Origin of the sequence: Streptomyces sp. enrichment culture, from assembly GCF_964272895.1 — a bacterium.
In the GTDB taxonomy this organism is placed as follows: domain Bacteria; phylum Actinomycetota; class Actinomycetes; order Streptomycetales; family Streptomycetaceae; genus Streptomyces.
In genome coordinates, this window is the sequence record NZ_OZ186832.1 from 4,709,477 (window position 1) to 4,722,365 (window position 12,889).

The window sequence follows — 12,889 nt, forward strand, 5'->3', positions numbered from 1 at the left end:
CTCGGGAACTTTCTTCAGTACGTCGGAAGGAAAGCCATGGCCATGGACGCCATCTCCGTCATCCGCACCAAGCGGGACCGCGGCGAGCTCAGCGACGAGCAGATCGACTGGGTCATCGACGCGTACACCCGCGGCGAGGTCGCCGACGAGCAGATGTCCTCGCTCGCCATGGCGATCCTGCTCAACGGCATGAACCGGCGCGAGATCGCCCGCTGGACCGCCGCGATGATCGCGTCCGGCGAGCGCATGGACTTCTCGTCCCTGTCCCGCCCGACCGCCGACAAGCACTCCACCGGCGGCGTCGGCGACAAGATCACCCTCCCGCTGGCCCCGCTGGTCGCCGCCTGCGGCGCGGCCGTCCCGCAGCTGTCGGGCCGCGGCCTCGGCCACACCGGTGGCACGCTGGACAAGCTGGAGTCGATCCCCGGCTGGCGCGCGCTGCTGTCGAACGAGGAGATGCTGAACGTCCTCGACACCACCGGTGCCGTGATCTGCGCGGCGGGCGACGGCCTGGCCCCGGCGGACAAGAAGCTCTATGCCCTGCGTGACGTCACCGGCACGGTCGAGGCGATCCCCCTGATCGCCTCCTCGATCATGTCGAAGAAGATCGCCGAGGGCACGGGCTCCCTGGTCCTGGACGTCAAGGTCGGCTCCGGCGCCTTCATGAAGACGATCGAGGACGCGCGCGAGCTGGCCTCCACGATGGTCGGCCTCGGCACCGACCACGGCGTGAAGACGGTCGCGCTCCTGACGGACATGTCGACCCCGCTGGGCCTCACCGCCGGCAACGCCCTTGAGGTCCGCGAGTCGGTCGAGGTCCTGGCCGGCGGCGGCCCCGCGGACGTCGTGGAACTGACCATCGCCCTGGCCCGCGAGATGCTGGACGCGGCCGGCGTGAAGGACGCCGACCCTGCCAAGGCCCTCGCCGACGGCTCCGCCATGGACGTCTGGCGTCGCATGATCGCCGCCCAGGGCGGCGACCCGGACGCCGCGCTGCCGGTGGCCCGCGAGCAGCACGTGGTGAAGGCGGGCGCCTCGGGCGTCCTGACCCGCCTCGACGCCTACGACATCGGCGTCGCCGCCTGGCGCCTGGGCGCCGGCCGCGCCCGCAAGGAGGACCCGGTCCAGGCCGGCGCCGGCATCGAGATGCACGCCAAGCCCGGCGACACCGTGACCGAGGGCCAGCCCCTGCTCACCCTCCACACCGACACCCCCGAGCGCTTCGACTACGCCCTCCGGGCGATCGAGGGCTCGTACGACATCGCGGCCCCGGGCACGGCCTTCACGGCACAGCCGGTCGTGCTGGAACGTATCGCCTGACCTGCGGTTTCATCGTTCGGGTGAACGGGATCGGTGGACCTGCACCGGTCCCGTTCGGCCGGGCGGGCTCTTCATGCCCGACCTGTGCGTGGTGCCGAGGGCTGCCCTGCGCCGCGGAACACGCGTGCACGCGGGCGAGGCCGAACTCGTCGTCGAGGTCACGTCCACGAGCAACGCGAACCACGACCGCATCAAGAAGGCCCATGGCTGCGCTGTCGCGGGCGTACCGCTCTACCTCCTGCTGGACGCCTGTCGGTCGGGACGTCCCACGGCGACGCTCTACGGGGAACCGCAGAACGGCACCTACCGTGTGCTCGCTTCGGTCGAGTACGGCGAGGAACTGACGCTGCCCGAGCCGTTCGAGTTGGTCCTGGACACGGGGATCTTCCCGCTGGGCTGATCCCGCGGGCACCGCCTCCCTCCGCGTGGCGGGCAGCGCCGGGACGGCGTCCGCGATGAGTTCCGGGCGTCCGCGCGGTCTACCGCACGTGGACGCCAAGACACCCGCCGTACTCGTGATCACAGGCCCCGTCACCCGGGACGAGGTGACGGGATGGTGCGACGCCCTGCGGGCGCTGCTGGGCACGCCCGGCGCCGAGGTGGTGGAGTGCGACGTGGCCGGGATCGGGCCACCGGGACTGGCGGCCGTCGATCTGCTCGCGCGGCTTCAGCTCACCGCGCGCCGGACCGGCGGCCGGATACGGCTGCGCGAGCCCGCGCCCGAGCTATGCGCCCTGCTCGATCTGGTCGGCCTCCGCTTCGAGGTGGTCCGGCAGCCCGAACAGCGGGAACCACCGCTGGACGTCCAGGAAGCAGTGGAAACCGGTGATGCGGCCGTCTGAGATCTCCAGCACCTGGACCGCCCACGGCGAGAAGCCGCCCTTCTCCGGGTCCGGCTTGTAGTGCGCGAAGCCGGGCAGGCCGTTGACCTCCACGGGGCGCAGCCGGGAACCGGCGCACGCGGAGCCGATCGTCGTCATGAAGCCGGTGATGTCGGCCGGGCCCAGCAGCCACAGGTCGAACGGCGGCATCGTCATGACGGCGTCCTCGTGCAGCAGCGCCGTCAGCGCGGTCATGTCGTAGCCCTCGAAGGCCGCGACATAGCGCTCCAGGAGCTTTCTCTGCTCCTCGTCCAGCGGGTTCGACACCTCCGCCTCGGCGCCCGTGTCGGACCGCTCCGCGAGCGTGGCCCTGGCCCGCTGCAGCGCGCTGTTCACCGAGGCGACCGACGTCTCCAGCAGCTCGGCCACCTCGCTCGCCTTCCAGGCCAGCACCTCGCGCAGGATCAGCACCGCGCGCTGCTTGGGCGGCAGCTGCTGGAGCGCGGCCATGAACGCCAGCCGCACCGACTCCTTCGCCACCGCCGCCTCCGCCGGGTCGGCGGTCGTCGGCAGCACGCGCGCGTCGGGCATCGGCTCCAGCCAGGTGTGATCCGGGCGGGGGGACAGCGCCGCCTGGGCCAGCGGGGTCGCCTCGGACAGGTCCATCGGCCGTGCGCGCTTGTTGCCGGCCGTCAGCATGTCCAGGCAGACGTTCGTCGCGATCCGGTAGAGCCAGGAGCGCAGGCTGGAGCGGCCCTCGAACTTCTCGTAGCTCCGCCATGCGCGCACGAGGGTGTCCTGGACCGCGTCCTCGGCCTCGAAGGAAGAGCCGAGCATGCGGTAGCAGTAGCCCGTCAGTTCGACGCGGTGCTTCTCCAGTGCGAGGTCGAGATCTGTCGTCGTCGCGGTGTTGCTCATCGTCCACCCACCCCTGTGGCCGGTCCTGTGTCGTACGCCACTTGGGAAGCTACCGCAGGGCACTGACAATGGCCCGGCGGATGGGGAAAGGGGCAGGTCAGGGGGTTTGAGGTGCGTTGCGGGTGCAGGCCGTGGGGAACCGCGCGAGCACCCCGCCACCCCGCACCCGGCAGCGTTCCGGACCGCCCCCTACACCGCCCGCGCCACCCGCAGCGCAGCCCTGGTGCCGGCCAGCGTGATCCCGACGACGCCCAGCACGGCCGCCACTCCCACGGCCACCGTGCCGCCCCAGCCTCCCGCGTGGAACGCCACCGCGCCCGCCGTGCTGCCCACACTGGACCCGACGTAATAGGCGGACTGATACAGGGCCGACGCCTGCGCCCGTCCCTTCGTCGCCGTCTTGCTCACCGCCGAGGACGCCACCGCGTGCCCCGCGAAGAACCCGGCCGTGATGAGCACCAGCCCCAGCAGGACCAGCGCCAGGGAATCCGCCAGGGACAGCAGCAGACCCGCCGCCGTCGTGCCGCCGGACAGGTACAGCGCGCCACGGCGGCCCAGCCGGCCCACCAGGCGCCCGGCGGTCGACGCGGACACCGTGCCGACCAGGTAGACCAGGAAGATCGAGCCGACGATGCCCTGGGGGAGGGAGAACGGCTCGTCGGTCAGGCGGTAGCCGATCACCGTGTAGACGCCGCCGAACACCGTCATGAACAGCGCGCCGATGGCGTACAGCCGTCGCAGCAGCGGATCGGCGAGGTGGCCGCGGACCGTGTCCACCAGCACCCGCGGCCGCAGCGAACCCGGCGTGAAGTGCCGCGGGGCGGGCAGCAGCAGCCGGAAGGCGACCGCGCAGGCGACCGCGAGGGCGCCGATCACCCCGAGCGCGACCCGCCAGCCCCACTCCTGGGCCACCCAGCCGGTGATGACCCGGCCGCTCATCCCGCCGACGCTGTTGCCCGCGACGAACAGACCGATCGCGGTGATCAGCGCCCGCGGCCGCACCTCCTCGGCGAGATACGCCGTCGCCGACGCCGGCAGCCCCGCCAGGGCCGCGCCCTGCACCGCGCGCAGCGCCACCAGGGCGGGCAGCGAGGGCGCGAGGGGGACGAGCACCGCCACGGTCACCGCGACGGCGAGGGACGCCGTCATGACCGTACGCCGTCCGAACCGCTCGGACAGGGCGCTCATCGGGAGGACGAACACCGCCAGGCCGCCGGTCGCGGCCGCCACCGTCCAGCTCGCCTCGCTCGCGCTCACCCCGAACTCGCCGGAGATCAGCGGCAGCAGCGCCTGGGTGGAGTACAGCAGGGCGAAGGTCGCGACACCGGCGAGGAAGAGCGCGAGGCTCATCCGCCGGTAGCCGGGCCCGCCCGGGGCCATACGGGAGTCGGCTGGGGCAGGGGACGGGACAGCGGCGCCCACGACGGTGGACGCCCCGGTATCGGCGGGATTCATGCCTAGACGGTAAGGAGACCTTCACTCATCCGTCCAATGCATGGAATCGGCATAATCGTTCCTGTGATGCATCAACACAGGTCAGGAGAGCGGCTGTCACCGAGCGGTGACACAGAAGACATCGTCGCGCTGCTCGCGCCCCGCCTCGCGCACTTCGCCGGAGTGGCCCGCACCGAGCATGTGACGCGCGCCGCGCAGGAGATGGGCGTCCCGCAGTCGACGCTGTCGCGGGCGATGGTCCGGCTGGAACAGGACCTCGGCGTCGATCTGTTCGCCCGCCGCGGCCGCACGGTGTCCCTCACGCCCGCCGGCCGCACCTTCCTCGGCTCCGTCGAACGCGCCCTCGCCGAGATCGAACGCGCCGCCGAGGAGGTGCGCGCCGACGCCGACCCCGCGACCGGCAAGGTGGCCTTCGGCTTCCTGCACACCATGGGCGCCGAGACCGTGCCCGGACTGATCCACGCCTTCCGCGCCGACCACCCCCGCGTCCGCTTCAGCCTCGTCCAGAACTACGGCGAGGCCATGCTGGAACGCCTGCGCGCCGGCGAGCTCGACCTCTGCCTCACCTCCCCGGTCCCGGACGCCCCCGACCTGGTCGGCCGCCGCCTGGACGAACAGAAGCTCCGCCTCGTCGTCCCCGCCGACCACCGCCTCGCCGGCCGCCGGCGCATCCGCCTCGCCGAGGCCGCCGACGAGATGTTCGTGACCCTGGAGCCCGGCTACGGCATGCGCCGCATCACCGACGACCTCTGCAAGGAGGCCGGCTTCAAACCCCGTATCGCCTTCGAGGGCGAGGAGGCGGAGACGCTACGGGGCCTGGTGGCCGCGGGACTGGGCGTGGCCCTGCTGCCCCCACCGGCCGTACCGCGCCCCGGCGTCGTGGAACTCACGGTCACGGCCCCACGCGCCGTGCGCGAGATCGGCGTGGCCTGGCTGGAGGGCCGCCCGGACACCCCGCCGGTGGCCGCCTTCAAGAAGTTCCTCCTGTCGAGACGAGGCCGCCTGCTCCATGAGTGACGCTCGGCGCAGCGCCCCGAAAGGGGCGCGGGGCACCGCGCGACAGGCCACAGCGAACCCGCACCCGGCAGAGGACCGGGACAGGAACCTCACCGCCTCCGCAGCGACCTCCCGAACCCAGAAGCCAGCGGCATCCGCAGCCCCAGCGGCGGCGGAGCCGCCAACGCATCCTCCACCGGCCGCGAGAAGGCCCGCCCGAACAACGACCCCATCACGAAGTCCTCGGCCAGACACATCACTTCGTCCCGATGCTGCTGCAACCCGTGCCGGTCCGAGTGCACTTCGAACCGGCACACCTCCCGATTCGCCTTCTTCGCCCGAGCGGCCAGCCGGAACGACAACTCCGGATCGGTCCGCTCGTCGTTCGTGCCGTGCACGATCAGCACCTGCCGCCCCGCGAGCTGCCTCACCGGCTCGGGCGGTGCGGCCACATCGTCCTCCGGCAGCCAAGGAGCCAGCGCCAGCACGGTGTTGACGGCCTCATGGCCCCCCGCGTGCAGCGCCGCCCGCGCGCCCATGTCGAAGCCGGCCAGGCAGACGGGCACGTCGCCGTAGCGCCGTACGACCTCGTCCGCCGCCCAGGAGGCGTCGCGCGCCAGATGCGCCTCGCTGCCGTTCCAGCCGCGGTAGCGGTAGTGCACCACGTGGACGGCCAGCCCCTCCTCCCGTCCCGCACGCGCCAGCCGGCGGCCCAACGGCCGTACGGAGGCGGTCGCGAGCAGGGGAGAGGGGCGGCGCGCGGAGTTCTCGTCGCCCGCGGGGAGCAGCAGCACCACCCCGCTCACCGCCGTCGGCTCCGGCCCGAACGCCCGTCCCAGCCGGGCCTCACGAACCGGCGTCGCTTGCTGTGCCATGACAGAACACTCTCAGAAGCACGGGTGTACGCCACCCGTCCGTGCGGTCACCGTTACGTATCGGCCCCGGCGGTACGGCCGGTGCGGCGGACCTTGTCATAAGGCACGCCATCTACGCGCGTAGGCGTTAGAGTGCGGAAATGACGAGCCAGACTGACCGGATGAGGACCATCCCGAGCCCGGACCAGATCCGCCGGGCACCCAAGGTTCTGCTGCACGATCATCTCGACGGCGGGCTGCGCCCCGGCACGATCGTCGAACTGGCCCAGGAACAGGGCTACTCCGCGCTCCCCGCGACCGACCCGGCCGAGCTGGGCGTGTGGTTCCGCGAGGCCGCCGACTCGGGCTCCCTCGAACGCTACCTGGAGACCTTCTCCCACACCGTCGGCGTCATGCAGACCCGTGACGCCCTGGTGCGCGTCGCCCGCGAGTGCGCCGAGGACCTCGCCGAGGACGGGGTCGTCTACGCCGAGGTGCGCTACGCCCCCGAACAGCATCTTGAGGGCGGCCTCACCCTCGAACAGGTCGTGGAGGCCGTCAACGAGGGCTTCCGCCAGGGCGAGCGCACCGCACGGGAGAACGGCCACCGCATCCGCGTCGGCGCGCTGCTCACCGCGATGCGGCACGCCGCCCGCGCCCTGGAGATCGCCGAGCTCGCCAACCGCCACCGCGATCTGGGCGTCGTCGGCTTCGACATCGCCGGCGCCGAGGCCGGCTACCCGCCCACCCGGCACCTGGACGCGTTCGAGTACCTCAAGCGCGAGAACAACCACTTCACCATCCACGCCGGTGAGGCATTCGGCCTGCCCTCCATCTGGCAGGCCCTCCAGTGGTGCGGCGCCGACCGGCTCGGACACGGGGTGCGCATCATCGACGACATCGAGGTCAAGGACGACGGCAGCGTCCACCTCGGGCGGCTCGCCGCCTACGTCCGCGACAAGCGCATCCCGCTGGAGCTGTGCCCCAGCTCCAACCTGCAGACCGGCGCCGCCGCCTCCTACGCCGAGCACCCCATCGGACTGCTGCGCAGGCTGCACTTCCGGGCCACCGTCAACACCGACAACCGGCTCATGTCCGGCACCAGCATGAGCCGGGAATTCGAGCATCTCGTCGAGGCGTTCGGTTACACGCTCGACGACATGCAGTGGTTCTCCGTCAATGCGATGAAATCAGCGTTCATTCCTTTCGATGAACGACTCGCGATGATCAATGACGTCATCAAGCCCGGTTACGCCGAGCTGAAGTCCGAATGGCTGTTCCAGCAGACCGCCTCCACCAGCGACTCTGCGGACTGACCGGAGTGGCCGGGGGCAGCGAATGCGGACGGGTATTCACCACCCGTCCGCATTTCGATGTTTGCGACGGGCGCCGGGGCGTGTTTACGTTCGTGGACCGCTCCCCTTCCCCGTCATCCCATTTCGAGTCAGTCTTCGAATTCAGTCAAGGACGCATTCACGATGAAGCAGTCTGCTGCCAAGACCCTCGGTGTCGCCGCTCTCGGTGCCGCCTTCGCCGCCGCCGGCGCGGGTGCCGCGAACGCCGCCCCGGCCGCCCCCGACGCCACGCAGGCGCTCGGCACCGTCAGCCAGGCCCTGCCCGCCGAGAACGTCTCCAAGGCGCTGCCGGGTGCCGGCGAGGCGCTCGCCCAGGCGCAGCCGGCGCTGGGCACCGGTCTGACCGCCGTACAGCCCGTCGCGGAGCGGGCGCTCGCCGACGGCCCGACCAAGCCGGTCGCCGGCCTGCTCGGCGGCCTGCCCGTGGGCAACACCGGCCTGCCCACCAAGGGGCTTCCCGTGAACGGCATCCCGCTGGGCTGACCCACGGCCGCCTCGCGAACGCCGTCGGCGCGCGCACCGGACCTCCGGCGCGCCCCGACGGCGTCGCCGCGCGCGGACGGCCGGCTCACCAGGCCGTGCGGGCGGCCTTGTCCTCGGAGGGCAGCACGATCCACAGGGCTATGTAGAGCAGGAACTGCGGGCCCGGCAGCAGACACGACACCAGGAAGATCGCCCGCATCGTGGTCGCGGAGGTGCCGAAGCGCCTGGCCAGCGCGGCGCACACTCCGCCGATCATCCGGCCGTGGGTGGGGCGGGTGAGGCGGGACATGGCGGCTCCTTCGTGAGCTCGTCTCCGGGCGGCCCCGACGGCCGCCCTATCTGCCCTCCACGCTACGGCGACGAAGGGGGCAAAGCATCACTCCACGGGGCGATCCCGACCCTGGAAATCCTCGGGGTCCGACCCTGAGCCGGCTCCTCCTCCGGACGCTCCTCCCGCCCCCGGTGCACGGCCCGCCGACGCAGCCGCGCCCGGCCCAGCGGCACCACCGCGAGATGGGCGAGCGCCACGCCGACGGTGTTCAGCAGCAGCGAGTCGACGTCCACGACCTGGCCGGGCACACCGGTCTGCAGCAACTCGATGACCAGCGAGATCAGGGTGCCCGCCGCGGCGGTCCGCACCAGCGACCCCAGCGGCGACACGGTCAGCCTGCCGCTCGCCATCGGCAGCAGCACCCCCAGCGGGGCCAGCAGCACCAGCCCCTCCCCGATCCGCCGCGCCGCCTCCGGCCAGCCCAGCGCCAGATCGGCTCGGATCCCCGCGAGCGGATGCAGATTGGCCGGCATCACCCAAGGGACGTCCAGCGGCCGCAGCGTGAACCAGGCGACGAACGCGAGATGGGCGACGAGGAGGACACCTCCGGTCACACGGATGCGGGAGGCGGCGTTGCCGCCCATGGAGCCTTCACGCTGCACGCCCCCCTAGACGCGGGCCCCGGTCCGATCGGTTCCGGTGGCGCCGGTGAGTCCTACGACACATGCGCCATCCCGACGGGGCCGTCCTCGCCGTACGCGGCCGCGGGTGGTCGTGGGCTGGTCGCGCAGTTCCCCGCGCCCCTTAGGGACGTACACATACCCGGCGCCATGAGGGACCGCCCGCAACGACAAGCCCCACGGCCGCGGACGGCGAGAAGCCACCACGCACCACGGGCCGGAAAGCCGCCGACGGCGAGAAGCTGCCACAGCCGATGGGCCCGGTCAGCCGCCGATGGCGAGAAGCCACCAAGCACGGTGGCCCGGCCAGCCGCCGACGGCGAGAAGCCACCACGCACCACGGGCCGGAAAGCCGCCGACGGCGGGAAGGCACCCAGCACCGTGGGCTCGGTCAGCCGCCGACGGCGGGAAGGCACCCAGCACCGTGGGCTCGGTCAGCCGCCGACGGCGGGAAGGCACCCAGCACCGTGGGCTCGGTCAGCCGCCGACGGCGGGAAGGGGACGTGCCGGGGGGTGTCCGCCCGCAGCGGCCGGCGTCCGTCGGGCAGTCACCCTAAGTCCCAAGAGAACCGCCGGACCGAGGACGGACACCCCCCGGCGCGGCCCCGACCCACCCACCACCCGGCATGCGCTACGCCCGCCCCCACCGGACGCGAGCAGGCCGCCGCAGGCATCGCCTCTCACCCACCGGCCGCGACCTCCGACGACGGCGGCTGCACCTCACTGGGCCGGGCCCGCACATCGTCCGTGCACTTGTAGCGGTGCAGATGCCCGGTCGGACCGCCGAGGACGACCGAGCCGTCACCGTCGGACGCCTCGGAGTCGGAGAAGGTGCAGACGATCTGGGCCAGGGCGTACGACGACAGCATGCCCGGCGGAGAGCTGAGCCGGAGCGCGTCCTCCGGATCCCCCGCCCGCGGCCCGCCCGCCTTCAGTCCCGCCGGCACATCCGTGCTGTACCCCGCCAGCCGCTCCGCCCGCGACGGCTCCTCCGCCAGCTCGTTCAGCAGCCCCTGCGCCAGCAGCACCCGCCGCGCCGAGTCCGCCGCACCCTCCGGCACCCGCACCGAACGGTCGACCGCCACCAGCGAGGTCGAGCAGCGCAGGAACACCTGCACCACCACCCCGTGCGAGGACTGCGTCGTGACGTCCGGCCCGGCCAGCGAGCAGTAGGCCCGCGACGGCGCGGGACCGAAGTCCGTCGGCACCTCGGTCGCCCGGATCCCGCACCCGGTCAGCAGCCCGGCGAGCAGCCCGGCGAGCAGCCCGGCGAGCACGGGAAGCACCTGCGCCCGGCGTACGTTCACGAGGCGTCACCCCCCTTGTCCCCCGCAGGCGCGGCCTCCGGCACCGAGCCGTCCCGAGGCAGCCGCAGCGTGAACACCGCGCCGCCCTCCGGCGAGTTCGCCGCGGTGATCTCACCGCCGTGGATGTGCGCGTTCTCCAGCGCGATCGACAGACCCAGACCGCTTCCCTCGGACCGCGGCCGCGAGGCACTGGCCTTGTAGAACCGGTCGAAGACATGCGGCAGCACGTCCTCCGGGATACCGGGCCCGTGGTCGCGCACCGCGATGACCACCTCGTCGGCCTCCTCGCGCACCGACACCCGCACCGGCGACCCGCCGTGCTTGAGCGCGTTGCCGATCAGGTTGGCGAGTATCACGTCCAGGCGGCGCGGATCGAGCCGCGCGTGGATGCCCCGCTCGGCGTCCAGCTCCACCGCGTCCAGCCAGGCCCGCGCGTCGATACAGGCGGTGATCTGGTCGGCGACGTCGACGTCGTCCAGCACGAGCCGGGCCGTACCCGCGTCGAAGCGGGTGACCTCCATCAGGTTCTCCACGAGATCGTTCAGCCGCCGCGTCTCGCTGACCACCAGCCGTACCGCCGGCTCGATCATCGGATCGATGCCCTCGGCCTCCAGCTCCTCCTCCAGCACCTCGGTCACCGCGGTGATCGCGGTCAGCGGCGTACGCAGCTCATGGCTCATGTCCGCGACGAACCGCCGCGATGCCTCGTCCCGCGCCGCCATGTCCGCGACCCGCTTCTCCAGCGCCTCGGCGGCGTTGTTGAACGTCCGCGACAGATCGGCCAGTTCATCGGTGCCCGACACCCGCAGCCGGGTGTCCAGCTTGCCCTCCCCGAGCCGCCGTGCGGCGACCCCGAGGCGGTGCACCGGCTTCAGTACGGTCGTCGCGGCGGCCTGCGCGAGCAGCGCGGAGCCGATCAGCGCCAGGGCGGTGGCGATGCCCAGCGACCAGGCCAGCGAGTTGAGGTCCTTGGCCTCCGGCTCCAGCGACTTGAGCATGTAGCCGGTCGCGCCGCCGCCGATCACCCGGGTACCGGCCACCAGGTACGGGGTGCCGTCCTCCACGACCCGCTGCCAGTACAGGTGGTACTCGGCGTCGTTGTTCCCGGTCAGCGGCTGCTTCTTGTTCACCGCCGTACGCAGTGACCGCGGCACGTCGCCGAGCGTGAAGCCGTTCAGGCCGCCCGAACCGCCGTAGACCGTCTTGCCGTCGGGGTCCTCGGCGACCAGCAGCACGGTGAAGTGCTGGCTGCCGCCCGCCATCTGCCCGGCGACGCGCTGGAGTTCGTCCTGGGTGGGATGCGCGGGCAGGGCGCCCGCGCGGCTGCGCATCTCCTGCTCGAAGTCGCGCAGCACCGCGTCCTGGGCGCGGGTGAGCACCGCCTCGCGGTTCAGCCAGTACGCGATGCCGGAGGCCGATACCGCGGCCGTCAGCGCGACCAGACCGAACACGACGACCAGCCGCAGCCGCAGACTGGTGAAGCGCAGCCGTGAGAACACTCCCTTGCGATCCGCGGCCCAGCCGCGGAGACCCCCTTGCCGGTTCGTCACTGAGGCGGATCCAGCCGGTAACCGACACCGCGCACGGTACGAATCAGGGTCGGCGAGGACGGCACGTCCTCCACCTTGGCGCGCAGCCGCTGCACACAGGCGTCCACGAGCCGCGAGTCACCGAGGTAGTCGTGCTCCCACACCAGCCGCAGCAGCTGCTGCCGGGACAGCGCCTGACCGGGCCGCCGGCTCAGCTCGAGGAGCAGCCGCAGCTCGGTCGGGGTCAGCTGGAGATCCTCGCCGTTCTTCGTCACGGTCATCGCCGCACGGTCGATGACCAGGCTGCCGAAGGCCGCCGCGTCGTTCGACTCGCGCTCCCCGCGCCGCAGCACGGCCCGGATCCGGGCATCCAGGACCCGCCCCTGCACCGGTTTGACGACATAGTCGTCGGCACCGGACTCCAGGCCGACCACGACGTCGATGTCGTCGCTGCGCGCGGTCAGCAGGATGATCGGCAGCTGGTCGGTGCGCCGGATGCGCCGGCACACCTCGAAGCCGTCGATGCCGGGCAGCATCACGTCCAGGACGATCAGATCCGGCCGGTGCTCGCGCAACAGCTTCAGACCGTCCTCACCGCTGGCAGCGGTCGCCACCCGGTGACCCTGGCGCGTCAGTGAGAGCTCCAGGGCCGTCCGGATCGCGTCGTCGTCCTCGATCAGCAACAGGGAAGGCACGGGCTCATTCTGGCCCATGGATGCCACATCGATCGACCTGTGGAGCCGACGGAACGCAGCCCATACGTCCGGTTACCCGTGGCCGAGTCCCCTTCCTCCCCGCCACTTATCCCCGAGTGACCCCTGTGACAGGTCTGTGACAGTCGGCGGACACGGCGATGAAGTGGCCCGGGCAAGCTTTTCGGCACAAGCAAGAAGACAGGCC

Annotated in this window: 13 protein-coding genes and 1 pseudogene; 6 read left to right on the top strand and 8 right to left on the bottom strand. The window is 72.0% G+C overall.

What is annotated here, in order from left to right; all coding sequences use genetic code 11:
- The first annotated feature begins 42 nt into the window (after positions 1–42).
- From ACSU6M_RS21420 to ACSU6M_RS21430, 3 genes and pseudogenes are all read left to right on the top strand, one after another.
- Positions 43–1,320: a thymidine phosphorylase gene (locus ACSU6M_RS21420; RefSeq protein WP_437071435.1), complete on the top strand. Its 1,278-nt coding sequence runs from the start codon at positions 43–45 to the stop codon at positions 1,318–1,320.
- Positions 1,274–1,720, top strand: a pseudogene (locus tag ACSU6M_RS21425) (Uma2 family endonuclease); the annotation flags it as partial. The gene ACSU6M_RS21420 and the pseudogene ACSU6M_RS21425, both read left to right, overlap by 47 nt.
- 55 nt (positions 1,721–1,775) lie before the next feature.
- Positions 1,776–2,162 carry an STAS domain-containing protein gene (locus ACSU6M_RS21430; protein ID WP_437071436.1) on the top strand — a complete coding sequence of 129 codons (387 nt, stop codon included), beginning with the start codon at positions 1,776–1,778 and terminating at the stop codon, positions 2,160–2,162.
- Here the strand turns inward: ACSU6M_RS21430 and ACSU6M_RS21435 are convergent.
- Entirely contained in the window at positions 2,046–3,059 is a 1,014-nt protein-coding gene (locus tag ACSU6M_RS21435) for a sigma-70 family RNA polymerase sigma factor (RefSeq protein WP_437071438.1), read from the bottom strand. The genes ACSU6M_RS21430 and ACSU6M_RS21435 overlap by 117 nt on opposite strands.
- Positions 3,060–3,248: 189 nt before the next feature.
- The gene (locus ACSU6M_RS21440) at positions 3,249–4,514 is read right to left on the bottom strand and encodes an MFS transporter (protein ID WP_437071440.1); all 1,266 of its coding nucleotides are present in this window, start codon (positions 4,512–4,514) and stop codon (positions 3,249–3,251) included.
- 63 nt (positions 4,515–4,577) lie between these two features.
- Here ACSU6M_RS21440 and ACSU6M_RS21445 point away from each other — a divergent pair, with 63 nt between their 5' ends.
- Positions 4,578–5,531: a LysR substrate-binding domain-containing protein gene (locus ACSU6M_RS21445; protein ID WP_437071441.1), complete on the top strand. Its 954-nt coding sequence runs from the start codon at positions 4,578–4,580 to the stop codon at positions 5,529–5,531.
- Between the two features lie 89 nt (positions 5,532–5,620).
- On the opposite strand, the gene ACSU6M_RS21450 is transcribed toward ACSU6M_RS21445, so the two are convergent.
- Positions 5,621–6,385 carry an alpha/beta hydrolase gene (locus ACSU6M_RS21450; protein ID WP_437071443.1) on the bottom strand — a complete coding sequence of 255 codons (765 nt, stop codon included), beginning with the start codon at positions 6,383–6,385 and terminating at the stop codon, positions 5,621–5,623.
- Between the two features lie 140 nt (positions 6,386–6,525).
- On the opposite strand from ACSU6M_RS21450, the gene ACSU6M_RS21455 reads away from it, so the two are divergent.
- Together ACSU6M_RS21455 and ACSU6M_RS21460 are read left to right on the top strand one after the other, a co-directional pair.
- On the top strand, positions 6,526–7,680 hold the full coding sequence (locus ACSU6M_RS21455; RefSeq protein ID WP_437071444.1) for an adenosine deaminase: 1,155 nt from the start codon (positions 6,526–6,528) through the stop codon (positions 7,678–7,680).
- A 162-nt stretch (positions 7,681–7,842) separates the two neighbouring features.
- Complete coding sequence (locus ACSU6M_RS21460; protein ID WP_437071446.1) at positions 7,843–8,202, top strand: ATP-binding protein; 360 nt, start codon at positions 7,843–7,845, stop codon at positions 8,200–8,202.
- 85 nt (positions 8,203–8,287) lie between these two features.
- Here the strand turns inward: ACSU6M_RS21460 and ACSU6M_RS21465 are convergent, their stop codons facing one another.
- The 5 genes from ACSU6M_RS21465 to afsQ1 form a co-directional block, all read right to left on the bottom strand.
- A complete protein-coding gene (locus ACSU6M_RS21465) occupies positions 8,288–8,491 on the bottom strand; it encodes a PspC domain-containing protein (RefSeq protein ID WP_437071447.1) in 204 nt (67 codons plus the stop codon).
- Between the two features lie 62 nt (positions 8,492–8,553).
- Positions 8,554–9,135 (bottom strand): VanZ family protein, encoded by a 582-nt coding sequence (locus tag ACSU6M_RS21470; RefSeq protein WP_437071449.1) that lies wholly within the window; start codon positions 9,133–9,135, stop codon positions 8,554–8,556.
- A 698-nt stretch (positions 9,136–9,833) separates the two neighbouring features.
- Positions 9,834–10,460, bottom strand: a complete 627-nt coding sequence (locus ACSU6M_RS21475) for a hypothetical protein (protein WP_437071450.1) — start codon at positions 10,458–10,460, stop codon at positions 9,834–9,836.
- Positions 10,457–12,010 (bottom strand): ATP-binding protein, encoded by a 1,554-nt coding sequence (locus ACSU6M_RS21480; protein WP_437071451.1) that lies wholly within the window; start codon positions 12,008–12,010, stop codon positions 10,457–10,459. Before ACSU6M_RS21480 ends, ACSU6M_RS21475 begins: the two co-directional genes overlap by 4 nt.
- The gene (afsQ1, locus tag ACSU6M_RS21485) at positions 12,007–12,684 is read right to left on the bottom strand and encodes a two-component system response regulator AfsQ1 (RefSeq protein WP_437071453.1); all 678 of its coding nucleotides are present in this window, start codon (positions 12,682–12,684) and stop codon (positions 12,007–12,009) included. The genes ACSU6M_RS21480 and afsQ1 overlap by 4 nt, the downstream gene beginning before the upstream one ends.
- Positions 12,685–12,889 lie beyond the last annotated feature (205 nt).

Coding starts and splice junctions, on each gene's coding strand:
- ACSU6M_RS21420 (WP_437071435.1), top strand. CDS start 43: ATGGACGCCATCTCCGTCATCCGCACCAAGCGGGACCGCGGCGAGCTC.
- ACSU6M_RS21430 (WP_437071436.1), top strand. CDS start 1,776: ATGAGTTCCGGGCGTCCGCGCGGTCTACCGCACGTGGACGCCAAGACA.
- ACSU6M_RS21435 (WP_437071438.1), bottom strand. CDS start 3,059: ATGAGCAACACCGCGACGACGACAGATCTCGACCTCGCACTGGAGAAG.
- ACSU6M_RS21450 (WP_437071443.1), bottom strand. CDS start 6,385: ATGGCACAGCAAGCGACGCCGGTTCGTGAGGCCCGGCTGGGACGGGCG.
- ACSU6M_RS21460 (WP_437071446.1), top strand. CDS start 7,843: ATGAAGCAGTCTGCTGCCAAGACCCTCGGTGTCGCCGCTCTCGGTGCC.
- ACSU6M_RS21440 (WP_437071440.1), bottom strand. CDS start 4,514: ATGAATCCCGCCGATACCGGGGCGTCCACCGTCGTGGGCGCCGCTGTC.
- ACSU6M_RS21465 (WP_437071447.1), bottom strand. CDS start 8,491: ATGTCCCGCCTCACCCGCCCCACCCACGGCCGGATGATCGGCGGAGTG.
- ACSU6M_RS21455 (WP_437071444.1), top strand. CDS start 6,526: ATGACGAGCCAGACTGACCGGATGAGGACCATCCCGAGCCCGGACCAG.